Consider the following 22,190-nt stretch of genomic DNA (forward strand, 5'->3'; position numbering starts at 1 on the left):
AGCGGTATTCACATGCGAGGCGTAGCCTCGAAGCATGACCAACGAGACCGACAGCCAGAACAGCGCCAGCAACGATCCGCTCACTGATTTTTCCGTCCCGCAGGACGCCGACATCATCGCCGACGACCCCGCGGGCGGCGAAACCGTCGCTGACGACACGGGCGAACACGCAGACAAGGTCGCCGAAGACCCTTCGGTGAAGGCTGACACTCCTGCAGAAGCCGAGGAACTCACCGCCGAACCGGGCGCTTAGCCCCAACGGCTGCAGGTTCCGTCGAGCGCTGCAGGTTCAACGGCACTCGGCCGGATGTGCAGCGCCAGACGTCAGCGCCGCGCGCGCTCGGCTTCCGGCGTGGGCACCCGGATCATCACACCGGCTGCCACGAGGAAGATCGGGGCGATCAGCTGTGCCGAGAACCAGCCCGGTCCGCTCAGGCCGAGTGGCAGCACGGGATTCCACAGCACGATGATCGGCACGAGCGCGAGAAGCCACCACCATGTGCCCGCCTGGATGGCGAACCAGGCGATGACCGCCGTCAGGATCGTCACGACGAAGTGCACGACGATGAACCAGGTGCTGTCGAGAAACGCGACCCCGGCCATCAGGACGATCGCCGCAATGATGGCAGGGGCAAGCGCCGGGCGCGTGAACGCCGGCTTCGGGGGCGCCGCAGCCACGACTACGCCTCCAGCGCGTCGCGCAGCAGTCCGATGAGCGCGTTGAGCTGGACGGAGTCGCTTGACGTGATGTCCTGGTCGCTGCCGTCGAGAGCGCGAGCAGCCAGGCCGTGCTTGCTGTCGATGAGCTCGGCGATCTTCGCATCGATCGTATGTGCGGCGATGATCCGCCAGGCGGTCACCGGCTCGTCCTGACCGATGCGGTGCACCCGGTCGATGGCCTGGGTCTGCTCGGCGGCCGTCCAGCTGAGTTCTGCGAGGACCACGTTGGATGCCGCCTGCAGGTTGAGGCCGACACCCGCTGCGGTGAGCGAACACACTGCGACCGCGACATCCGGATCGTTATTGAACGCGTCGATGGCCAGCTGGCGTGCCGGTGTGGACTGGTCGCCGCGAATCGACACGGTGCGGAGTCCACGACCGGCGAAGACCTGCTCGGCCGTGTCCATGACGTCGATGTGCTTGGCGAAGAAGACGACCTTGCCGACCGAGTGGGCGAGCTGCGCCGTGTAGTCGGATGCCAGCACGGCCTTGGCCTGACCGATCTTGCGCACCATGGTGAACACGTTCTCGGCACCACCAGAGGCCTTCGCCTCGTCGAGTTCGCCCTGGGCGACGAGCCGCATGATGTCGGTGTCCGGCGCTCCGGCGAACGACGCGCGTTCGCCGCGAGCCTCGATGATCCTGCGGTACTTGGCCAGCAGGCGCGCGCCGAGTTCGCGTTCCGCGTCGCGGATGGACCGACCGAGGTCGTCATCGAGTTCGACGGGCATGTCTGCGATCATCTTGGACGGAAGGTCCTTGGCCACGTCGATCTTGCGACGGCGGACGATGCCCATGTCGATTACCGCACTGCGGGCCTCAGGATAGAACTCCCGCTCAGCAGGCGTGAGCCCGGTCTCCTCGAGCTTCTCCATCAGCGCAGGTTCGGGCTTGTCGCCCTTGGTCCAGCCGAGGAACTGCCAGATGGCGTTGAAGTCCTCGACGTCGTTGATCAGCGGGGTTCCGGTGAGCGCCATCAGCAGCGGATTGCCGCCGGGGGTCTGCTTGCGGATGCGCGAGGCCAGCGACAGAACGTGCTGTGAACGCTGGGAGTGCAGATTCTTGATGAAATGCGCTTCGTCGACGACCATGCCCTTGAACCCGAGGGTTCCGAGCCAGGCCAGGTGGCGGTCCAGTACTTCGTAGTTCACGATCACGACATCGGCGAAGGCGTCGAGGTCACGCCCGTCACCGTGCACGACGGTGGCGCGGCGGTTCGGCGTCCAGCGTTCGACCTCACGTGCCCAGTTCATCTTGACGACGTTGGGGACGACGGCCAGAAGGGGGTACGCGTTCGCGACCGATGCGGCAAGGACCGACTGCGCGGTCTTTCCGAGTCCGGGCTCGTCGGCGAGCAGGAACGTTCGGTGACCCTCGCGCACGGCTTCGACGAAGCGCGCCTGGTGGCGCATGATCTCGAGGTCCTTCGGCGAGAGCCGGTCGATCTTCGGCGCCTCAGGCAGGTCCATGCTGGCCGCACGGCCGCCTGAGCCCTGCTCGAATGCCTTGTACAGCGGGCCCATGAGCTCCCAGTTGCCGAGCCGCCCGCGGACGGGCGGCGGCGGGGCCGGCTGGTCGAGGTCGGGGGCGAGGAAGGGGTTCGCAAGGAGTCGCGATTTCACGGACTGCGGGATGACCTGCTTCTCGGCGAGTTCGGCAGGCACGACCTGTTCGACGGCGGGCTTGTTCGTGGTGATGATGAGTTCGTCCGGGCTGAGCTCAGCCCCTGACTCGATCAGCCAGTCCCGGCGGAGCTTCTGCGCGACCGGCGTCGTCGCGGCATCCGCTTCGAGCAGGGTGATGAGGGAGGTATCCCTCGCCGCGGTCTTGGCCAGGATCGTGGCGACACCGTCGAGGCGCTTGAGCAGTTCGACGCGCGACGCATCGCTGAGCTCTTTGTCCGCCTTGACCTTGGCGCGTTCCTCGCGCACGAGGAAGGCGATGACCTGGAACTTGGTCCGGTTGGTCGGTCCGACTTTGCCCTTCTGGGCCTTCGCTTCGACCTCGCGCACCTTGCGGGCGAGGATCGGGATGATCGGGGCTTCGTCGTCGTGACGTGAGCCTGAGCCGCGTGACTGTGACCCGCGGGACTGGGATGATCCACGGGTCGTCTGGCGGCCGGATGAACGGCGTGTACCGGTGTACGGCATGCTCCTCCTGAGCAGTCGAATGGCCAGGCGGATGCCGGTGGCCGAGACATGCGGGCGCTGGGTCGATGGCCGATCAACGCGGAGGGTACTTGCGGATCGACACACCGGGAAAAGCGGGCGCACAGCCATTCTAGGGCATCAGCGCCGGAGTTCCCTGTGCCTTTCGCTGTCGGCGTGGTGGGCCGGTTCAGGCACCCGCCCGGAAACGCCTGAGCCTGAGACTGTTGAGCACCACGAAGACGCTCGAGAACGCCATGGCCGCTCCGGCCACCATCGGGTTGAGCAGCCCGAACGCGGCGAGCGGAAGAGCGGCGACGTTGTATGCGAAGGCCCAGAACAGGTTGCCGTGGATCGTGCCGAGGGTCCTGCGCGACAGCTCGACCGCGTCGGCGACACCGCCGACGTCACCGCGGACGAGGGTGATGTCCGCGGCCGAGATGGCGGCATCCGTCCCTGTTCCCATCGCGATGCCGAGGTCTGCGGTGGCCAGGGCGGCCGCGTCGTTGACGCCATCGCCCACCATGGCGACCCGCGAACCTGTCGACTGCAGCCGGAGGATCTCCGCCACCTTCTGTTCGGGCAGCACGCCTGAGACGACCCGGTCGATGCCGACCTCCGAGGCGACACGCTGCGCCGCGCGCTCGTTGTCTCCCGTGAGCAGGACAGGGGTGAGGCCGAGTGCCCGCAACCGGTCGACGGCCTCGCGCGCTCCGGTCTTGACCCGGTCGGACACCTCGAAGACACCGCGCACCTCGCCGTCCCAGCCGACCACGACGGCAGTGGCGCCACGGGCCTCGGCCGCCGACACCGCATCGGCGAGAGGACCGGGCATCACGCAACCGTGCGCCGCGGCGAATCGGGGCCTGCCGGCGACGACATCGAAGCCGTCGACGGTCCCGGTGACTCCGAGTCCTGCCACCGCGACGAATCCGGCTACCGGCGACAACGGGAGGTCGCCTGCCCCCGCGACGATGGCGCGGGCGATCGGATGCTCGGACGCCGCCTCAAGCGACGCCGCACGGGAGAGCGCGGCAGCATCTGTCGTGGTGATGTTCACGAGCGTCATCGCTCCCGTTGTGACCGTTCCGGTCTTGTCGAGGACGATGACGTCGATCCCCCTGACGCGTTCGAGCGCCTCCGGCCCGGTGATGAGGATGCCGGACTGCGCGCCGCGACTGGTGCCCACGAGCAGCGCGACAGGCGTCGCCAGGCCGAGCGCACACGGGCAGGCGATGATGAGGACGGCGACGGCGACAGTGAACCCGGAGGACAGCGGGTTGCCGGTGATCACCCATGCCGCGAGCACGACAACGGCCAGGCCGATGACGATCGGTACGAAGATCGCCGAGATACGGTCGGCCAGCCGCTGCACCCTGCCCTTCCCCAGCTGGGCGGCTTCGATGAGTCTGGCCATCTGCGCGAGCTTCGTGTCGCTCCCGACGCGGGTCGCCCGCACGACGAGCCGTCCACCGCCGGCGACGGTCGCCCCGGTGACGTGGTCGCCTGCGGTCACATCGACGGGCACGGATTCGCCGGTCAGCATGCTCACGTCGACGGCAGCGCTGCCCGACTCGACGATGCCGTCCGTGGCGATCCGCTCCCCCGGACGCACGAGGAAGACGTCGCCGACGGCGAGCTCGTCGACGGGGATCGTCTTCTCGGCGGCGTCCTGGAGAGCCGTCCCCGGCCGCAGCACCGTGACGTCTTTCGCGCCGAGCTCCAGGAGCGCACGCAGCGCCTGCCCGGCCGTGCGCTTCGAGCGCTGCTCGATGTATCGGCCGAGCAGCAGGAAGACCGTGACCCCGGCGGCGACTTCGAGGTAGATGGCGGATGTCGCATCCGCGTCTGGAGTGAACAGCCGGAACTCGTGGGTCGCCCCCGGCATCCCGGCCATCCCGAAGAAAAGCGCCCACACCGACCAGAGGAATGCTGCACCCGTGCCCATGGTGATGAGGGTGTCCATGGTGAGCGCGCCGTGCCGGAGATTGACCCAGGTGGCGCGGTGGAACGGAAACCCGCCCCACACGACGACCGGCGCGGCCAGGGTAAGCGACAGCCACTGCCAGTTATCGAACTGCCACGCAGGGACCATGGCAAGGACGACTACCGGAAGACTGAGGAGAGTGCTGATGATCAGCCGGGTGCGCAGCGGCGTTGTGGCGACCGGAACGGGAGGATCGGCCGGCGGCGACACCTTCGCGGGTTCGATCGTGGCGAAATACCCGGCCGATTCGACCGCGGCGACGAGTTGATCGGTGGACACAGCGTCCGGGTAACTGACGTGTGCCTTCTCGGTCGCGAGGTTGACCTCCGCCGTGACCCCGTCCAACCGTGTGAGGCGCTTCTCCACCCGGGAGACGCAGCTCGCGCAGGTCATACCGGCGATGTCGAGTGTTGCGGTGTTCCCGGTCATGACGCCCCTCCCGCGCCCATCGGGCGCACGCTGTCCACGATACCCCTAGGGGGTATCGTGGACAAATCGCGTCAGGTTCCAGGGGCGGTGTCCGCAAGCCATCGGTCGAGCTTCGACGGTTTGTCCGTGATGATGCCGTCGACGCCCAATGCGCGCGCCTGCGCCCAAGTCTCGGTCGAGTTGAGCGTGTACACCATCACACCCAGTCCTGCTGCGTGCATCGCATCAACGACATCCGGCCTATTTTCGATCGCCTGCGCCGGCGTGACGACCCCGATCACCCGGAAGGACCTGGCGAATGCGACGACATCGTCGGGCAGCGAGCGGACGATGGCGACGCGCGGCGTGGCGGGCGCCAGGGCCGCTGCGCTCGACAGCGAACCGAGGTTGAAGCTCATGAAGATGACCCTGTCGCCGAGTTCATAGCTGGTGAGCAGATCGGTGACCACACCGAGGTCGTCGACTGACCAGTACCCCTTGAGCTCGAGCAGGGCCTTCTTGCCGCTCGGCGCGAGGACGGCCAGGAACTCTTCGAGGGTGGGGATCCGCTCCCCTGCGAAGTCGCTGGAGTACCAGGAGCCGGCATCCAGTGCCTTCAACTCAGCGAGGGTCTTCTCGGCAACGGGACCACTGCCATCCGTGGTCCGGCCGACGTTCCTGTCGTGGAAGAGCACGGGCACGCCGTCACTGGAGCGGGACACGTCGGTCTCGACGAATTCGAGCGGCGAGTCGATCGCCCGGCCGAGCGCGGCGAGCGTGTTCTCCGGCGCCGTCGACCGGTCTCCGCGATGGCCGGCGACGAAGGACGGGTCGCCGGGATTCCGGAGCTCTCCGAACATGTCTGTGGCGTACACGGGAGTGCTGGCCGGGTTGAGGATGAGCAGGACCACGATGGCAACGGCCGCGCAGAAACTGGCGCCGAGCGGGTAGATCCCCGCTGGGCGCGTGCTGGGTGTCGTCATCGACCACCTGTTCCTTTTCGGGCAGAAATTGGTGTGGATTCACTCTAGGGGCGTTGTTACCATTTCGTTACTTTCGTGTCTCGTCTTTGGGACCCCAGTACGGGGGTGGGTAGCGGAGCAATGGAATTTGCTCCTCAGCTCAGACATTGAGCGGGGTCGCGGAACGATGGTGTCTGCTCCTCAGCTCAAACATTGAGCGAGTACCGGGCCCTCCGGCCGCGGACGGCCTCCGAGCCCGCTACGCGCTCAAAACTCGACACCCCGCAGACACCATCGCTCCGCTCGGCTATCCGGGCGAGACGCCGGATGATCCTCTCGTTGCGGCGCTCGGAAGGCCGACCTACTCGGGCGCGGCGCGGAGCATCCGTTCGGCAGACTCTCGCACGAAGGCCGCGAACTCCGGGTTCCCCTCGATCCGGTAATCGACTCCCGCCTCGATCCACGCCAGCGCTCCGATCATCGCCTCGAACGATTCGCCTCCGATCGGCCATCTTGTCGCCTCGGGTCCCGCTGACGTCGCGCCGTCCGACCACGGACCGAACCGGGCGGTCATGACATCCAGGGGGATATCCATCACCACATCGGCTGTCTGCCGAACCTCGTCCAGCGAAGCGACCGCCGCCTGAATGAACTCGGCAGCGTCCTCGGCGGGAAGTGTGCGCTCAGGACCTCGCACCCTGGTGTTGAACAGCCCGCTCAGCCGGTCGACACGGAAGGTGCGCCAGTCGGAACGGTTGACGTCCCACGCCACGAGGAACCAGTGACGCGAACTCGACACGATCGAGTGGGGTTCCACGAGCCGTTCGCTCTCAACGCCGTCTCTCGCCACGTAGTGGAACCGGATGCGATCGCGGTCGCGGCAGACGAGGGCGAGTTGCCCGAGCAGGTCGGCAGGCACCCGTGGCACGTTGCGGCGGCGCATCGGCTGCACGTCGGCGAGCGCGTTGACCCGGCGGCGGAGTTCAGGCGGCAGCAGCTGTTCCAGTTTCGCCAGGGCCGTCAGGGCGGTCAGCTCGCCGTCGGCAATGCCTTCGGAGGCGTACGACCGAAGTCCGATGGCGAGGGCGACGGCCTCACCGTCCGTGAGCAGGAGCGGCGGCATGTCAGCGCCACCCTCGAGCTGGTAGCCACCGATCGACCCGCGGGTCGCCGAAACGTTGTACCCCAGCTCACGGAGGCGTTCGATGTCTCGGCGCAGGGTCCTGGCGGTCACCCCGAGACGCCCGGCAAGTTCGGGTCCCGGCCAGTGCCGATGCGTCTGGAGCAGGGTGAGGAGCTCGAGGGTCCGGGATGTGGTCTGCGACATACCTCCATCTTTCCTCGCAAAGAGGACAGAAAGCGACCTCTTTCCCTTCTACCGTTGTTTTCATGACGAACGACACCATGATCAGCACCTCGAACCTGGGCAAGCAGTTCCGGGTCAAGAAGACCACGACAGACGCCGTCACCGACCTCAACATCGAGGTGAAACGCGGCGAGCTCGTCGCGTTCCTCGGCCCGAACGGTGCGGGCAAGTCCACCAGCCTCCGCATGCTCACCACCCTCCTTCCCCCGACGCGGGGGTCAGCGACCGTCGCGGGTTTCGACATCCTCAGGCAGCCGGCCGAGGTTCGGTCGCGGATCGGTTACGTCGGGCAGGGAAATAGCGGCGGCCACAATCACCGGGTCAGGGATGAGTTGCTCTACCAGGGGGCGTTCTACGGGATGACCCGCCCGGCGACGGCGAAGCGGGCGGATGAGCTCATCGAGTCGCTCGGCCTGGCCGGGCTGGAGAAGCGCGCGGTCCTCGGGCTGAGTGGAGGCCAGAAGAGACGCCTCGACATCGCGCTCGGTCTCGTCCACTCCCCCGAACTGTTGTTCCTCGACGAGCCGTCGACCGGTCTCGACCCTCAGAGCAGGGCCAACCTGTGGCAACACATCCTGACCCTCCGGCGGGAACACGGAACGACGATCTTCGTGACCACCCACTACCTCGAGGAAGCCGACCAGTTCGCCGAACGCGTGATGGTGATGGACTCGGGACGGATGATCGCCGACGACACCGCGCCCGCGCTCAAGACCAGGCTGGCCGGCGACGTCATCAGCGTGGGTTTCGGCTCTCCGGCCGAGGCTGCCCGTGCCGACGACCTCGTCCGGTCATGGATTCCCGGTGCCAGGACGGCGCGATCGGCGTCGGACGAGCGCACTCTCGAGATCACCCTCGAGCACGGCGAAGGCGTGCTTCCGCGGATCATCCGCGACCTCGACGACTCCGGACTTCCGCCCGTGACTGCGGCGCTCCGCCAGCCCACGCTCGACGATGTGTTCCTGGCCCTCACCGGGCGCAGCATTCGCGACGACAGCGCGACCGAACCGACCGCCGATCCCTCGGCATCCCCCCAGAATGCAGAGGTGTCCTCATGACCGCGATCGCCCTTCCCACCAGATCCCATGTGGTGCGGGACACCTGGAACGTGTTCCGGCGCGAGCTCCAGCCGGTGCTGCACGACCCGTTCTCGCTGATCTTCAGCCTGCTCCAGCCGGTCGTGTTCCTCGGCCTGTTCGGGCCGCTTCTGATCGGGTCGTCTGGCGAGCCGGTCTCCGTGGTGCTCGCGTGGTTCGTCCCCGGCATCCTCGTGATGATCGCTCTGTTCGGAACCAGCGCCACCGGCTCTAACCTGCTCTACGAGATGCAGACCGGGTCGCACGAACGCACACTCGTGGCCCCGATCGCGCGGTCGGCGCTGCTCGTCGGCCGGGCGCTCAAAGAGATGGTCCCGATCATCGTGCAGGCGACCGTCATCGCGCTCGTCACGATCCCGTTCGGGTTCCAGCTCAACGTCGCCGGTTTGGTGGTGTCGCTGGTGCTGCTCGCCATCTTCGGGATGGGCTTCGGTGCGCTGAGTTATGCCCTCGCCCTTGCCAGCCGCGCCAAGGACTGGATGTTCTGGGCGGTGCAGCAGGCGCTGATCTTCCCGCTCATGATCCTGTCCGGGATGCTCCTGCCCATCGAAGAGGGACCCGAATGGATGCAGGTGGCTGCGGCGTTCAACCCGATCAGCTACGTGGTCGGAGCGACTCGCGCGCTGTTCGCAGGGGACTTCGGGTCACCCGATGTTCTCGCGGGTTTCGTGGCAGCAACGCTTCTCGCGATCGTCGGTCTGCTGGTCGGGATCACGGCGATGAAGAAGAGCCACTAGTCGGTCGTACGAGATCCGCGCGAACGACGTGTGATCGGTCCCCGTCGTGCGTGCACACGCGCACTCAAGGGGCTGACGAGTGTCTGCGGGGTGTCGAGTTTTGAGCGTGTAGCGGGTCCGGAGGCCGTCCGCGGCCGGAGGGCCCGCTACACGCTCAATGTCTGAGCTGAGGAGCGGACACTCGTCAGCCCGACCACTCAATGTCTGAGCTGAGGAGCAAACTGCCCTCAGCCCCGCACTGCCAGCAAAACTAGATCAGGCTCTTCGTGTGCCAGACGGTCTTCGTCTCCGTCAACGCCGTGATCCGGTCGAGGCTCGGCGCCGCCAGGTCGGTTCCACCCTCTGGGCGGAGCACCCGCTTGAGTGTCTCAGCTGCGGCGATCTCGAGGTCGACCCAGTCGAGCGCAGCTGCGCCGGTCAGGTCGATGGCGTTGACGTCGGCGTGCGACGCCAGCCACGGTGCCACTTCGGCAGATGATCCCGTGAGGATGTTCACGACACCGCCGGGGACGTCGCTCGTCGCGAGCACCTCGGAGAGGCTGATCGCCGAGAGGGGCAGCCGCTCGGATGCGAGCACCACGACGGTGTTGCCGGCGACGAGTGCAGGAGCGACGACGCTCACGAGGCCGAGCAACGACGAGTCCTGCGGGGCGACGATGGCGACGACACCGGTCGGCTCGGGTACGGAGAGGTTGAAGTAGGGGCCGGAGACCGGGTTCGCGTTGCCGGTGACCTGGACGTACTTGTCCGCCCATCCGGCGTACCAGACCCAGCGGTCGATGGCTTCGTCGACCTGACGTGTTGCTGCGGCGGTCGAGACGCCCTCCGACTGGACGATCTCGTCGATGAACTGCGCACGACGACCTTCGAGAAGTTCGGCGATGCGGTAGAGCACCTGGCCGCGGTTGTACGCGGTGGCGTTCGCCCAGCCGGACAGGGCGCCGCGGGCGGAGAGGACCGCGTCACGGGCATCCTTGCGGGATGCCTTGGCGGCGTTCGCGAGGAACGCGCCCTTCTTCGTCACCACTTCGTAGGTACGGCCAGACTCCGAACGGGGGAACTTTCCGCCGATGTAGAGCTTGTAGGTCTTGGGAACGGCGAGGCGGCTCATTTGTCGCTCCCCTTCTTCTTCGTGATCGTTGCGGTTTCGGTGACGTCGGCTGCCGGAGCTGCCGTGACGGCGCGCGGCGTTCCGGCCGGCTTCAGGTAGGCGGCGAGTCCATGACGACCGCCCTCACGGCCGTAGCCGGACTCTTTGTACCCGCCGAACGGGCTGGCCGGGTCGAAGCGGTTGAAGGTGTTCGCCCAGATCACGCCGGCGCGGAGCTTGTCTGCGACCGCGAGGATGCGGCTGCCCTTGTCGCTCCAGATGCCGGCCGACAGGCCGTATGGGGTGTTGTTGGCCTTGGCGATGGCTTCGGCGGGCGTGCGGAAGGTCAGGACGGACAGCACAGGCCCGAACACCTCCTCGCGGGCGATCCGGTGGCTGGTCGACACGTTCGTGAAGATCGTCGGCGCGAACCAGAAGCCGTCTGTCGGCAGAACGCAGTCCGGGCTCCACCGTTCGGCGCCTTCGCTTTCGCCCACGTCGCTCAGGGTCTTGATCCGCTCGAGCTGGGCGGCCGAGTTGATCGCCCCGATGTCGGTGTTCTTGTCGAGAGGGTCTCCGAGGCGGAGGGTCGACAGGCGTTCCTTGAGCCGGTCGACTACCTCGTCGTGGATGTTCTCCTGCACGAGGAGACGCGAGCCTGCGCAGCAGACATGGCCCTGGTTGAAGAAGATCCCGTTGACGATTCCCTCGATGGCCTGGTCGATGGGCGCGTCATCGAAGACGATGTTCGCGGCCTTTCCGCCGAGTTCGAGGGTGACCCGCTTGTCTGTGCCTGCGATCGCCTTCGCGATGCCCCGGCCGACATTGGTGGATCCGGTGAACGCGATCTTGTTGACATCGGTGTGGTTGACGAGCGCGGATCCGGTTGCGCCGGCACCGGTGATGATGTTGACCACACCGGGCGGGAGGTCTGCCTGCTGGAGGATCTCGGCGAAGAGCAGCGCGGTGAGCGGTGTCGTCTCGGCCGGCTTCAGTACCACGGTGTTTCCGGCAGCGAGCGCAGGCGCAATCTTCCACGCCAGCATGAGCAGCGGGAAGTTCCACGGGATGATCTGGCCTGCGACGCCGAGTGAAGCGGGGCCTGCGCCTGCACCGGCGTAGTCGAGCTTGTCGGCCCAGCCGGCGTAGTAGAAGAACCAGGCGGCGACGAGCGGCACGTCGACGTCGCGGCTCTCCTTGATCGGCTTGCCGTTGTCGAGGCTCTCGGCCACGGCGAGTTCACGGGCGCGCTCCTGGACGAGGCGGGCGATGCGGAACAGGTACTTGCCACGGTCGGCGCCGGACATCCTGGACCAGGTCTTGTCGTACGCCTTGCGTGCGGCGGCGACGGCGCGATCCACGTCTTCGTCGTTGGCCGAGGCGATCGTGGCGATCGTCTTCTCGGTGGCCGGGGAGATGGTCTGGAACGGGGTACCGTGCCCGTCGACGAATTCACCGTTGATGAACAGGCCGTACTCGCTCCTCAGGTTGAGGATCGCGGTCGATTCCGGTGCTGGTGCGTAGTTGAGAAAGCTCATGGTCATCCTTAATCGATCGTGACGTAGTCGGCGCCGGAGTAGTGCCCGGTCGTCATCTTCTGCCGCTGGAGCAGGACGTCGTTCAAGAGGCTCGACGCGCCGAACCGGAACAGGTGCGGCTGCAGCCACTCCTCTCCGACGGTCTCGGCGACGGTCACGAGGTATTTGATTGCATCCTTCGAGGTGCGGATGCCTCCGGCCGGCTTGACGCCGATCTTCTCTCCGGTGAGGCGGTGCCAGTCGCGCACGACTTCGAGCATGAGGAGCGTGACCGGGAGGGTGGCCGCAGGGGCGACCTTTCCTGTGGAGGTCTTGATGAAGTCGCCACCGGCGAGGATCGAGAGCCAGGATGCGCGGCGGACGTTGTCGTAAGTGTTGAGCTCGCCGGTCTCGAGGATCACCTTGAGGTGGGCGTAGCTGCCGTCTGATCGGCGGCAGGCCTCCTTGACGGCGACGATCTCGTCGTAGACCTGGCCGTAGCGGCCGGAGAGGAACGCGCCGCGGTCGATGACCATGTCGATCTCGTCTGCACCGGCGTCGACGGCATCCGCGGTGTCGCTGAGCTTGATCGCCAGCGAGGCCCTCCCGGACGGGAACGCCGTCGCCACAGCGGCGACGTTGATACCCGAGTCGGTGCCGGCTGAGTGGTGGGAGCCGAGCGCGTCGACGGCATACGGGACCATGTCGCCGTACACGCAGACCGCGGCGACTCTCGGGGTCGACGGGTCGGAGGCATCCGGCGTGACCGCCTTGGCGACGAGCGACCGCACCTTGCCCGGGGTGTCGGCACCCTCGAGCGTGGTCAGGTCGATGAGTTCGATGATCGTGTCGAGCGCCCACTTCTTCGATGTGGTCTTGATCGAGCGCGTGCCGAGGCCGGCTGCGCGCTGCTCGAGGCCGACGGCGTCGACCCCGGGGATGCCCTCGAGGTAGCGTCGCAGGCTCGCGTCGGTGACGGGGCCGTCGAAGAGTTCGAGCGCTGTCGGCCGTGGAACCACGGCCTTCTGGGTGTCTGTCATGGATTCCTCCTGTGCGGTGGCCGGTTCAGGCCGAAAATTCGGGATTCAGCAGATCGAGGGCCGTGCCCTCGTCGGTGACGAGTACCGTGCAGAGCCCGCTGGTGACGACGGCGCGGGCGACGGCGTGTTTTCCTTCGCCCGCGATGACCGCGATGCTCGTCTGGGCGTTGCGGAGAGTGTCGAGGCTCATACCGACGGTTCGCTCGTTCAACGACGGGTCGACGATCATCCCTGCGGCGTCGATGTACCGGCCGACGACGTCGCCGACGGCACCACGTCGAACGAGTTCGTCGACGTCGGCCCCTGTGAGGTATCCGCTCTCGACGAGGGCGGAGTCGGCGCCGGCGACACCGGCGCTGTAGAGGTAGGCGGAGGCGTTCGCCGCCATGCTGAGCACTCCGGCCACCGTGCGGTCGGCTTCGATGCTCTGCTTGGTTTCCAGACGTTCGAGGATCGCCGGGCTCGGCAGCAGAGTGGCCTGGCCGGATGCTTTCCGTGCGATCTCGAAGGCCGTGGCGGCAGCGGTTCCCGCGCGCTGGTTGACGCTGACACCTCCGTTGATCTGGACGACGTTCACGCCCGTCGCCCAGTCCTCTGCGAGGTGCTCGGCGACGTCGTGGAGCGTGCGACCCCAGCTGATGCCGAGGGTGCGGGGAACGGGTCGGAGACTCGCCAGGTAATCGGCTGCGCCCTGAGCGGCGCGGGCGCGGAGGTCGTCGGCTCCGTTGGTGCCTGCTGTCGGCACCACGATGGCATCGGAGAGACCGAAACGTTCGGTGAGGGTGCGCTCGAGGGTGAGGCGGCGTGCTCGCGGGTGCACGATCTCGATGCGGATGAAGCCCTTCTCCTTGGCGGATGCGAGGAGGCGACCGACCTTCCACCGGGTGAGCTTGAGGATCGCTCCGACTTCGTCCTGCGTCTTGTTCTCGTCGTAGTACAGCTCGGCTGCGCGGATGGAGAGCAGTTCGTCGTTGTCGATCGTCGTCACCGCTTTTCCCTTCACCCTGGTCGTGTTCCAGCGTAGGTGGAGGCCGTGCTCATATCAACACTCGTAGGGGTTCCTGCTCATATGAGCAGGAGGACCACACCTGTTCCCCCGGATGTTGGGCCGTCAGGCCCCGTCTTCGAGCTTGCCTCCGCGGGCGAGGACGGGCCCGGCGGCGGTGACGGCCAGGGCGAGCACGAGAAGGATGAGAAGCGGCACCGTCCATCCGCCGGTCACCTCGTGCACGATTCCGACCACGAGGGGCCCGAGCGCGCCGACGAAGTAGCCGACGCTCTGCACGAAGCTGCTGAGCGCGATGGCTCCGTCATGTGTCCGTGTCCGCAGGTTGATCAGTACGAGGGCGAGCGGGAAGAGGAGCGGTCCGAGACCGATGAGCGCCACCCACACGATGGTCGCTGTCGCGGGGAAGAAGAGCAGGCCAAGGTACCCGGCGACGAACAGGCAGACGGCGAGATAGACCAGGAGCGCCACGTTCTTCATCCGGCTGGCGAGCACGGGGATGAGCAGGCCGGCCGGGAATCCCATGAGCGCGAAGACGGACAGCATTGCGCCCGCGGTCGCCTCGTCCATCCCGGCGATGTCCTGCAACATCACGGGGAGCCAGGCGAACATCGCGTACGCGCTCATCGAGGAGACGGCGAATGCCGCGGTGAGCGCCCAGGCGAGCGGCGAGCGCCAGAGCCCGCGGACGACATCCGAGCGCGCCTCCTCGACGACGCTCCTGTCGCCGTTCCGACGCCCGTGCACGAGCGCACTGATCCATGGGATCACCGCGACAAGGCTGACGACCGCCCACATTCCCAGCGACACGCGCCAGCCTGCGGCATCCGCGACGGGGACGACGATCAGGGGCGGGATGAACGCGCTCACCGAGAGCATGGTCACGTAGAGGGTGGTGAGGAGGGCGATCCGGTCAGGGAAGTACTTCTTCACGAGCGGCGGCAGGAGAACGTTGCCGATGCCGAGCCCGGCGAACGTGACGGCACTCCCGAGGAGGAGGATGCCGACGTTCCCTGCGGTGCTGCGGATCAGGTGCCCGGCGAAGATCGCCACGAGCGCCGCGATCAGCACGGGTTCCAGGCGGGCCCGACGGACGAGCATCGGGGTGACGATGCCGAAAACGGCGAAGCAGATCGGCGGGAGGGCGCCGAGGACGCCGATCGCCACAGCGCTGAGCGGGATCTCGGCGGAGACGCGCCCGAGGATGGGCGAGAGAGCGCTGACGGCCGCGCGGAGGTTCGCCGCGACGAGGATGATGCCGACGAAGGCCAGGACGCGCCCGGCGAGAAGGGGGCGTTCGGCGGCAGTCACCCGTCAAGCTTAGGCCGCTCATGGCGCTCGACCGCCTCGAGCGGACCCGCGTATGGTGGGGGCATGTCTGCCCCCGGTTCACGCTCAGATCGCTCCGCCTCTGCGCGCGGTGAACGGATCGCCGACGCACTCGACATCGTCTGCGACGGCCTCGACCGCCTCACCGCCTCACAGTGGACGGCCCCGAGCATGTGCGACGGCTGGAGTGTGAAGGATGCGATCGCCCACCTGGTCTGGCGGGTGGGCACTCCATCGCTGAGGCTCGCCGGCGATGTCGTGCACGCGTCTGTGGCCGGGCGCCACCTGAACCCGATGGCGTCGTTCGATGACATCGCCCGCGGAATCGCGGACAGCGGCGGCACGGACGATCTGAGGCGCAGGCTGCGGGCGGTGGCGAGGGACAAGGCGGCCGGTCGCGGTCGGCGCAACCCCGGCGAACTCGTCGAAGCCGTCGTCCACGGGTACGACGCGCTCCACCCCCTGGACGTCCGCCTGCCGTTCAGTGCCGAGACCACCTACGAGGTCGCGACGATCAGCGCGGTCACCGCGACACGGCACACCAGGGCTTTGCTGCGGCACCGCACCCTCGTTGCGGCCGACGCCGGCTGGCGAGTCGGATCCGGGTCGGAGATCGTGGCGGATGCCGCGAGCATCATCCTGTTCCTCAATGGCAGGAAGGCGATGCAGCCACCTCAGCGGTCGGCCATCTTTGCGCCGGCACCGACACCCGGGCTCGCGTAGGACTGCTCGGCCCGGCTCAGGAGAGCAGCTGGCGCACGCGTTCGACGTCATCGCCCATCTGGACGATCAGAGGCTCGATACCGGTGAAAGCCACCATGCCGCGGATGCGTTCGACGAACTGGACCTCGACGATCTGGTCGTAGAGATCGATCTCCTCGTCGAGCACGTAGGCCTCGACCTGCTTTTGGGCGACGCCGTCGAAGGTCGGGTTGTTACCGACCGAGATCGCCGCCGGATACCGGGCCTGGCCGACCTTCAGCCAGCCGGCGTACACGCCGTCGGCGGGGATGAGGCCGTCGGAATCCGGGGAGAGGTTCGCGGTGGGGTAGCCGAGCTCGCGGCCGCGTTTCGCACCGTGGACGACCATCCCGCGCACGGCGGGGGCGTGGCCGAGGAGCACCGCGGCGTCGGAGACACGGCCGTCGGCGAGGAGTTCACGGATCCAGGTCGACGAGACCCTCCGTCCGTCCCTCGGCATGACGTCGCCGACGATCTCCACATCGAAGCCGTGCCGGCGACCGAGCTCGGTCAGCAGGGCGACATCCCCCGCGCCGCGATGGCCGAACCGGAAGTCGCTTCCGACGAGGACGAGCCTGGCGTGCAGCGCATCGACGAGGATGGTCGTCACGAAATCCTCGGGGCTCTGCAGCGAGAGCGCGCGATCGAAGGCGAGGATGAGGGTCGCATCGACCCCGGTGCCGGCGAGCAGGTCGATCTTCTGCTCCGGTCCGACGAGCGCAGCAGGGCATTTCTCGGGCGCAAGCAGGGCGAGCGGATGGCGGTCGAAGGTCACGACGACCGGGCGGAGCCCCTGCTCCCCCGCCGCCTCGCGCAGTCGGCTGATGACGGCGCGATGACCGGCATGCACGCCGTCGAATTTGCCGATGGTCACCGCCGATGGGCCGAAATCATCTGGGACGTCGGCCGGCCTCGAAAACGTGATCATGCAGCGGCACCGGATGCCGGGCGGTGCCTGGCCAGCCACCACAGGCCGAGGATCGGCAGTACCAGCGGAATGAAGAGGTAGCCGCGGCCGAAGTAGGACCACACGGTGTCATGCGGGAAGAGCTCCGGGTCCAGGATGCTGAGCATGCCGATGACGAGGACGCCGACCAACTCGAAACCGATGGTGATCCAGGCGACGCGGTACCAGCCGGAGCCGCTCCGGACGAGCGCGATCGTTGCGACGATGTACACGACGGCGGCGAGCGCGGACAGCGCGTAGGCGACGGGTGCCTCGGAGTAACGGCTGACGATCTGAACGAAGGAGCGGCCGGTGGCGGCGAGGGCGAGGATGCCGTAGACGACGACGAGTACCCTGCCGATGCCCGAGATACGCGCGGGTCGTGCCACGGTCGTGGTGGTTGAGTCTGTCGTCGCAGGAGATTTCGTCATGACCACACCAGTGTATTCGCCATCGGGACCGCCTCAGGTTCGCCTGTCACGGCGTCGGTGTCGTCCAGATCTGCTGCATCCGGTAGACCATGACGGCGATGGCCAGCGCCGCGGTTCCGAGGATCACCGTGCTCCACCTGCTGCGATCGACAAGCGCCCAGAACCCTGCGGCGATCGGCAGGATCACCGCCGAGACCAGGTAGGTGTAGAACTCGAGCACGTTGCCCACCGGTTCGTTGCCCGCAGCGGGCGAGACGATGGCGACCACCAGCTGGACGATCAGCAGGAGTTCGACGAGGGCGAGCGCTCCGAGGCTGAGGTCGCTGGGTTTGCGCCCCGCGAAACCGAGAGAGAGGCAGAGCAGGCCGGCGAGGACGGCGACGACGACCTGGATGGTCGTGAACCACTCGATCATCGCGCGGCCTTGTCAGACGCGGCCTCGTCTGCGGGGAAGTTCACGGCGCTCTTGGCGACACCGTCCGTCACCCGCAGCAGCCCGACGAGCCGGTGGTCGGGGGCGACCGCCGCATACAGGCCGTCGGCTCCGGGCTCGCCGATGGTGCCGAGACCGTCGGCGTCGATCCGTTTTCCGTGCCCGAGGTCGATCGCCTGGGTCTCGGTGAGCGCCACGGCCGGGAAGATGACGGATGCCGCGTCTGCCGGTCCGATGAGGCTGGTCGCGACGTCGAGGTCCTCGAGCCGTGGGGCGTCCGTCACTTCGAACGGTCCGATCCGCGTGCGGCGCAGCGCGGTGAGGTGCCCGCCCACTCCGAGCGAGGCGCCGAGGTCCCTTGCGAGCGCGCGGATGTACGTCCCGGACGAGCATTCGACCCTCACGTCCAGGTCGATCGTGCCTGCGGCATCCGTCCGTCCGAGGACTTCGAAGGTCGACACCGTCACCGGGCGAGGCTTGAGTACGACCTCTTCGCCCGAGCGGACCAGGGCGTATGCACGTTTGCCGTCGACCTTGATGGCGCTGACGCTCGAGGGCACCTGGCTGATCGGGCCGGTCAGGGCCGCGACACCTGACGTGATGGCGTCGTGGCTGACCCCAGCGACGGCATCCGGATCCGCCGTCGTGACGGTGTCGCCCTCGGCGTCGTCTGTCGTCGTCGTCTGGCCGAGACGGATGGTCGCGAGGTACTCCTTGTCCTGCCCGACGAGATACGTCAGCAGACGGGTCGACGAGTTGACGCCGAGGATGAGCAGACCGGTGGCCATCGGGTCGAGGGTGCCGGCGTGGCCGACGCGTCGCGTCCCCGCCAGCCGACGGGTACGCGCGACCACGTCATGACTGGTGATTCCCTGGGGCTTGTCCACGAGCAGGATTCCCGAACTCACTGCACTCCTCTTGCCGGCCGACAGACCATCTTCCCACAGCGGATCGGACGCCGCGGCGGCCTCGAGGATCGTAGGCTGGCGGAATGCGAATCGCCGTGATCGGAGCCGGAGCACTCGGCTGCACCTTCGCCGCCCTGCTCGACCGGGCGGGCCACGATGTGACCCTGGTCGCCCGCGGGGCGCAACTCGAGGCCGTGCAGGCATCCGGTCTGACGCTCTCCGGAGGATTCGGGGACTGGCAGACGACCCGGCTCGTGGCCGCACAGCGCCTCACCACCCAGGCGGACCTCGTACTCCTCTGCGTGAAGGCCCAGGACTCCTCCGCGGCACTGGCCGAGCACGGCGACAGCATCGGCGGCGCGCCGGTCCTCGTCGTCCAGAACGGCCTCGACGGGGTGGCGACTGCGGCCGCCGCGCTCCCGGACTCGTCGTGCTTCGGTGCCCTGTCGATCATCGCCGCGTCCTACCTCGAGCCGGGGTCGGTGACGGTGACCACACCGGCAACCACCTACATCGGCCGCGGTACGGGCGAGCCCGACGACGAGGTGCTGCACTGGGAGGCGGAACTCGGCGAGGCACTCCGGCTGCGGGCGATCGGAAACTTCGTCGGGGCCCAGTGGACCAAGCTCGTGGTGAACCAGATCAACGCCCTGCCTGCGATCACCGGGCTGAGCGCGCAGGAGGTCATCGGCGACACCAGGCTGCGTCTCGTGATGACCAGGAGCATGCGGGAGGCCGTCCGTGCCGGCGTGCTCCGCGGCATCCGTTTCGGTGCCCTGCAGGGACTCGGAGACCGTCGCCTTCGGCTGTTCGCCCGGCTCCCCCTCGTCATCGGCCAGGTGCTGCCGGCCCTGTTCAAGGCGAGGATGGGCCCTGTGCCGAATCCGGGTTCGACACTGCAGTCGCTCAAGCGCGGGCAGCGCACCGAGATCGACTACCTCAACGGCGCCGTCGTGAGGGAGGCCAGGCTGGCCGGGCGCAACGCACCGGTCAACGCGACTCTCACAGCACTCGTGCACGAGGTCGAGGAGTCCGGCCGGTTCCTGACGCCGGCAGAGGTCCTGGCTCGACTCCCCCGCTGACCCGCCGATCTCCTACGTACTCACTCTTTCCGGACCTGCTCACCCGAAACGCGGGGTGAGTGCGTCCGAAACAGGTGAGTGCGCCGGGAATGTCGGCCGTCAGCAGCTGTCGAGGTACAACCGCGACGGATGCGACTCGTCGGTGTTGTCGATGGCGATGGACGCCCTGGTGCGCGGGCCTGAATCGGCCTGATAGATGGCCTGCCCGCCGACGTAGCGTGCGTTGGATGCGGCATCCGGTCGCGGATCGACCCGGATGGACTTCTGCAGCCTCTGGTAGGCCTCGGCGGCAGGGACCTCGAGCCAGATCGAGTAGTGCCACAGTCCGCGCAACTCGGGTCTGTGGAGGAAGACGCCGTCGACGACGAGGAACGCGTCCTTCGGACCGGTGACCCAGCGCATCTCTTCGCCGACGTTCCGTTCCTCGTCGAAGCCGACGAGCTGGAACCCGGTGCTCCCCGCCATCCGGAACGGCTCGATGAGCGCACGTTTGAAGAGGGAGTAGTCGAACGAGTCGTTGTAATACCCGTCAGCCGAGTCACGGCCTCGGGCGTAGCGCTCCTCCCGTGGCCGGTGGAAGTCATCGATCGAGGCCCGGAACACCGCATGATCGTCTTCGCGGAACACCTCGGCGAGATCGTCTGCGAACCCGGCCGTGCCTGAGCCGCTTCTCCCGTCGACCGCGATGATGACCCGTCCGACGCGGTAGTTGTGGGTGATCTCCGTCCGAAGGTCGCGCAGGAGGTCGACCCGCGGCGTGGTGACAAGTCTCATGTTCCCGAGCCTACTCCGCAGGAATTCGCGGCTGAAGTGAGAGCACCGCCCGGTGTCGCCTACGCTGGATCCGATGCGCACCACGCCAGCCCTCGCCACCCGGATCATCGGCTGGTTCGCCGAGAACGGCCGCGACCTGCCCTGGCGCCGACCCGGTTTCCCCGCCTGGGGAACCCTGGTATCCGAGTTCATGCTGCAGCAGACGCCGGTCGCCCGGGTCATCCCCCGGCTCGAAGAGTGGCTCCGACGCTGGCCGACGCCGGCCGACCTCGCAGCGGTGCCTGCCGGGGAGGCCGTGCGCGCCTGGGCCAACCTCGGCTACCCGCGCCGTGCGCTGTGGCTGCACCGGGCGGCCGTCGAGATCACCGAGCGGTACGGCGGTGTCGTGCCGCACGATGTCGACGACCTTCTCTCGCTCACGGGGGTCGGCGACTACACAGCGCGGGCCGTCGCCGTGTTCGCGTACGGCCATCGGCATCCGGTCGTCGACACCAACACGAGGCGAGTGCTCGCCAGGGCCGTCGACGGGGACGGCGAGCCAGGGCCGCCGTCCGCCCGGCGCGACCTCGCGGCCCTGGTGTCGCTGCTGCCCGACGATCTCGTGGAGGCACAGGCGTTCAACGCCGGGATCATGGAGCTCGGAGCGATCGTCTGCACGGCGCGGGCCCCCCGCTGCGAGGCATGCCCGATCGCGGATGCCTGCGCGTGGCGGCTGGCCGGTTACCCGGCGTTCGAGGGAAAGCGGAAGGCCGTGCAGAAGAAGTACGAAGGAAGCGACAGGCACGTACGAGGGCTCATCATGGCCGAACTGCGCGCCGCCCACGTGCCGGTGACGAGACCGGAGATCGATTCGCTCTGGCCGGATGCCGCCCAGCGCGACCGAGCGCTGGCGGGTCTCGTCTCCGACGGGCTGGCCGTGGAACAGAAACAGGGCTACGTGCTGCCCTGAGGCGGCACGCAGCCCTGTCGGTCTGTGTCCTAGTCTTCGTCGTCCGCGATGACACGCGGCTTGACGTACGGGTCCTCGTCGCCGGCGTATGTGGCCGTCGATTTGAGCGCCTCGATGGACTCATCCCGCTCACGCGCCTGGGCGAGGAGCTCGTCCAGGTGCTTGGCGTTCTCCGGGAGAGCGTCGTGGATGAACTCGAGGCTCGGGGTCAACCGGGCCGTGATGTTCTTGCCGACCTCGCTGCGGAACATCCCCTTGGCTGCTTCGAGAGCAGCAGCCGAGTCGGCGCGTTCCTCGTCGGAGCCGTACACCGTGTAGAAGATGCTGGCGTGCTGGAGGTCGCCGGTGACCCGGACATCTGTGATGGTGACGAAACCGAGCCGGGGGTCACGCATCCCGCGCTCGATGCGCTTCGCGATGATCTCCTGGATACGGTCAGCCAGTTTGCGTGCTCGTGGGTTCTCGCCCATGATTTTCTCCTTCGGCCAGGGACCCGGGTCGGGTCCGTGGGAAATTCATC

The 22,190-nt window shown here is 67.5% G+C and carries 22 protein-coding genes; 6 read left to right on the forward strand and 16 right to left on the reverse strand.

Annotation, left to right across the window (positions count from 1 at the left end):
- The first annotated feature begins 34 nt into the window (after nt 1–34).
- The gene (locus AC1M2K_RS00635) at nt 35–253 is read left to right on the forward strand and encodes a hypothetical protein (protein ID WP_480239422.1); all 219 of its coding nucleotides are present in this window, start codon (nt 35–37) and stop codon (nt 251–253) included.
- Between the two features lie 71 nt (nt 254–324).
- On the opposite strand, the gene AC1M2K_RS00640 is transcribed toward AC1M2K_RS00635, so the two are convergent.
- The 5 genes from AC1M2K_RS00640 to AC1M2K_RS00660 all read right to left on the reverse strand — a co-directional run bounded on the left by AC1M2K_RS00640 (nt 325) and on the right by AC1M2K_RS00660 (nt 7,551).
- Nucleotides 325–678: a DUF6804 family protein gene (locus tag AC1M2K_RS00640; protein ID WP_480237494.1), complete on the reverse strand. Its 354-nt coding sequence runs from the start codon at nt 676–678 to the stop codon at nt 325–327.
- A 2-nt stretch (nt 679–680) separates the two neighbouring features.
- Entirely contained in the window at nt 681–2,870 is a 2,190-nt protein-coding gene (locus AC1M2K_RS00645) for a DEAD/DEAH box helicase (protein WP_480239423.1), read from the reverse strand.
- 187 nt (nt 2,871–3,057) lie between these two features.
- Nucleotides 3,058–5,283: a heavy metal translocating P-type ATPase gene (locus AC1M2K_RS00650; protein WP_480239424.1), complete on the reverse strand. Its 2,226-nt coding sequence runs from the start codon at nt 5,281–5,283 to the stop codon at nt 3,058–3,060.
- A 71-nt stretch (nt 5,284–5,354) separates the two neighbouring features.
- Nucleotides 5,355–6,245, reverse strand: a complete 891-nt coding sequence (locus AC1M2K_RS00655) for a glycerophosphodiester phosphodiesterase (protein WP_480237497.1) — start codon at nt 6,243–6,245, stop codon at nt 5,355–5,357.
- A 340-nt stretch (nt 6,246–6,585) separates the two neighbouring features.
- Complete coding sequence (locus AC1M2K_RS00660) at nt 6,586–7,551, reverse strand: helix-turn-helix transcriptional regulator (protein WP_480239425.1); 966 nt, start codon at nt 7,549–7,551, stop codon at nt 6,586–6,588.
- Nucleotides 7,552–7,613: 62 nt separating this feature from the next.
- On the opposite strand from AC1M2K_RS00660, the gene AC1M2K_RS00665 reads away from it, so the two are divergent.
- On the forward strand, nt 7,614–8,648 hold the full coding sequence (locus AC1M2K_RS00665; RefSeq protein WP_480239426.1) for an ABC transporter ATP-binding protein: 1,035 nt from the start codon (nt 7,614–7,616) through the stop codon (nt 8,646–8,648).
- Nucleotides 8,645–9,424: an ABC transporter permease gene (locus tag AC1M2K_RS00670; protein ID WP_480239427.1), complete on the forward strand. Its 780-nt coding sequence runs from the start codon at nt 8,645–8,647 to the stop codon at nt 9,422–9,424. The genes AC1M2K_RS00665 and AC1M2K_RS00670 overlap by 4 nt, the downstream gene beginning before the upstream one ends.
- A 250-nt stretch (nt 9,425–9,674) precedes the next feature.
- On the opposite strand, the gene AC1M2K_RS00675 is transcribed toward AC1M2K_RS00670, so the two are convergent.
- The 5 genes from AC1M2K_RS00675 to AC1M2K_RS00695 form a co-directional block, all read right to left on the reverse strand.
- The gene (locus AC1M2K_RS00675) at nt 9,675–10,535 is read right to left on the reverse strand and encodes an aldehyde dehydrogenase family protein (protein ID WP_480237501.1); all 861 of its coding nucleotides are present in this window, start codon (nt 10,533–10,535) and stop codon (nt 9,675–9,677) included.
- The gene (locus tag AC1M2K_RS00680) at nt 10,532–12,052 is read right to left on the reverse strand and encodes an aldehyde dehydrogenase family protein (protein ID WP_480239428.1); all 1,521 of its coding nucleotides are present in this window, start codon (nt 12,050–12,052) and stop codon (nt 10,532–10,534) included. Before AC1M2K_RS00680 ends, AC1M2K_RS00675 begins: the two co-directional genes overlap by 4 nt.
- An 8-nt stretch (nt 12,053–12,060) precedes the next feature.
- Nucleotides 12,061–13,071: a deoxyribose-phosphate aldolase gene (deoC, locus tag AC1M2K_RS00685; protein WP_480237503.1), complete on the reverse strand. Its 1,011-nt coding sequence runs from the start codon at nt 13,069–13,071 to the stop codon at nt 12,061–12,063.
- Between the two features lie 25 nt (nt 13,072–13,096).
- Nucleotides 13,097–14,059, reverse strand: coding sequence for a sugar-binding transcriptional regulator (locus AC1M2K_RS00690; RefSeq protein WP_480237504.1), 963 nt, complete (start codon nt 14,057–14,059; stop codon nt 13,097–13,099).
- Nucleotides 14,060–14,182: 123 nt separating this feature from the next.
- A complete protein-coding gene (locus AC1M2K_RS00695; protein WP_480239429.1) occupies nt 14,183–15,388 on the reverse strand; it encodes an MFS transporter in 1,206 nt (401 codons plus the stop codon).
- Nucleotides 15,389–15,451: 63 nt separating this feature from the next.
- Between AC1M2K_RS00695 and AC1M2K_RS00700 the strand changes: the two genes are divergently transcribed.
- Entirely contained in the window at nt 15,452–16,129 is a 678-nt protein-coding gene (locus AC1M2K_RS00700; RefSeq protein WP_480239430.1) for a maleylpyruvate isomerase family mycothiol-dependent enzyme, read from the forward strand.
- 16 nt (nt 16,130–16,145) lie between these two features.
- Here AC1M2K_RS00700 and AC1M2K_RS00705 read toward each other — a convergent pair whose 3' ends face one another.
- The 4 genes from AC1M2K_RS00705 to truB are packed head-to-tail and all read right to left on the reverse strand — an operon-like array spanning nt 16,146 to nt 18,865.
- Entirely contained in the window at nt 16,146–17,075 is a 930-nt protein-coding gene (locus AC1M2K_RS00705) for a bifunctional riboflavin kinase/FAD synthetase (RefSeq protein ID WP_480239431.1), read from the reverse strand.
- Nucleotides 17,072–17,524, reverse strand: a complete 453-nt coding sequence (locus tag AC1M2K_RS00710) for a hypothetical protein (RefSeq protein WP_480239432.1) — start codon at nt 17,522–17,524, stop codon at nt 17,072–17,074. The genes AC1M2K_RS00705 and AC1M2K_RS00710 overlap by 4 nt, the downstream gene beginning before the upstream one ends.
- A 46-nt stretch (nt 17,525–17,570) precedes the next feature.
- The gene (locus AC1M2K_RS00715) at nt 17,571–17,939 is read right to left on the reverse strand and encodes a hypothetical protein (RefSeq protein ID WP_480237509.1); all 369 of its coding nucleotides are present in this window, start codon (nt 17,937–17,939) and stop codon (nt 17,571–17,573) included.
- Nucleotides 17,936–18,865: a tRNA pseudouridine(55) synthase TruB gene (truB, locus tag AC1M2K_RS00720; RefSeq protein WP_480239433.1), complete on the reverse strand. Its 930-nt coding sequence runs from the start codon at nt 18,863–18,865 to the stop codon at nt 17,936–17,938. Before truB ends, AC1M2K_RS00715 begins: the two co-directional genes overlap by 4 nt.
- An 83-nt stretch (nt 18,866–18,948) precedes the next feature.
- Here truB and AC1M2K_RS00725 point away from each other — a divergent pair, with 83 nt between their 5' ends.
- On the forward strand, nt 18,949–19,947 hold the full coding sequence (locus AC1M2K_RS00725) for a ketopantoate reductase family protein (RefSeq protein WP_480239434.1): 999 nt from the start codon (nt 18,949–18,951) through the stop codon (nt 19,945–19,947).
- A gap of 99 nt (nt 19,948–20,046) precedes the next feature.
- On the opposite strand, the gene AC1M2K_RS00730 is transcribed toward AC1M2K_RS00725, so the two are convergent.
- Complete coding sequence (locus AC1M2K_RS00730; RefSeq protein WP_480239435.1) at nt 20,047–20,721, reverse strand: nucleoside/nucleotide kinase family protein; 675 nt, start codon at nt 20,719–20,721, stop codon at nt 20,047–20,049.
- A gap of 73 nt (nt 20,722–20,794) precedes the next feature.
- Here AC1M2K_RS00730 and AC1M2K_RS00735 point away from each other — a divergent pair, with 73 nt between their 5' ends.
- Entirely contained in the window at nt 20,795–21,670 is an 876-nt protein-coding gene (locus AC1M2K_RS00735) for an HhH-GPD family protein (protein WP_480239436.1), read from the forward strand.
- A gap of 29 nt (nt 21,671–21,699) precedes the next feature.
- Here the strand turns inward: AC1M2K_RS00735 and rbfA are convergent, their stop codons facing one another.
- Nucleotides 21,700–22,140 carry a 30S ribosome-binding factor RbfA gene (gene rbfA, locus AC1M2K_RS00740; RefSeq protein WP_480237514.1) on the reverse strand — a complete coding sequence of 147 codons (441 nt, stop codon included), beginning with the start codon at nt 22,138–22,140 and terminating at the stop codon, nt 21,700–21,702.
- Nucleotides 22,141–22,190 lie beyond the last annotated feature (50 nt).

Source organism: Mycetocola sp. Y171, assembly GCF_056713165.1.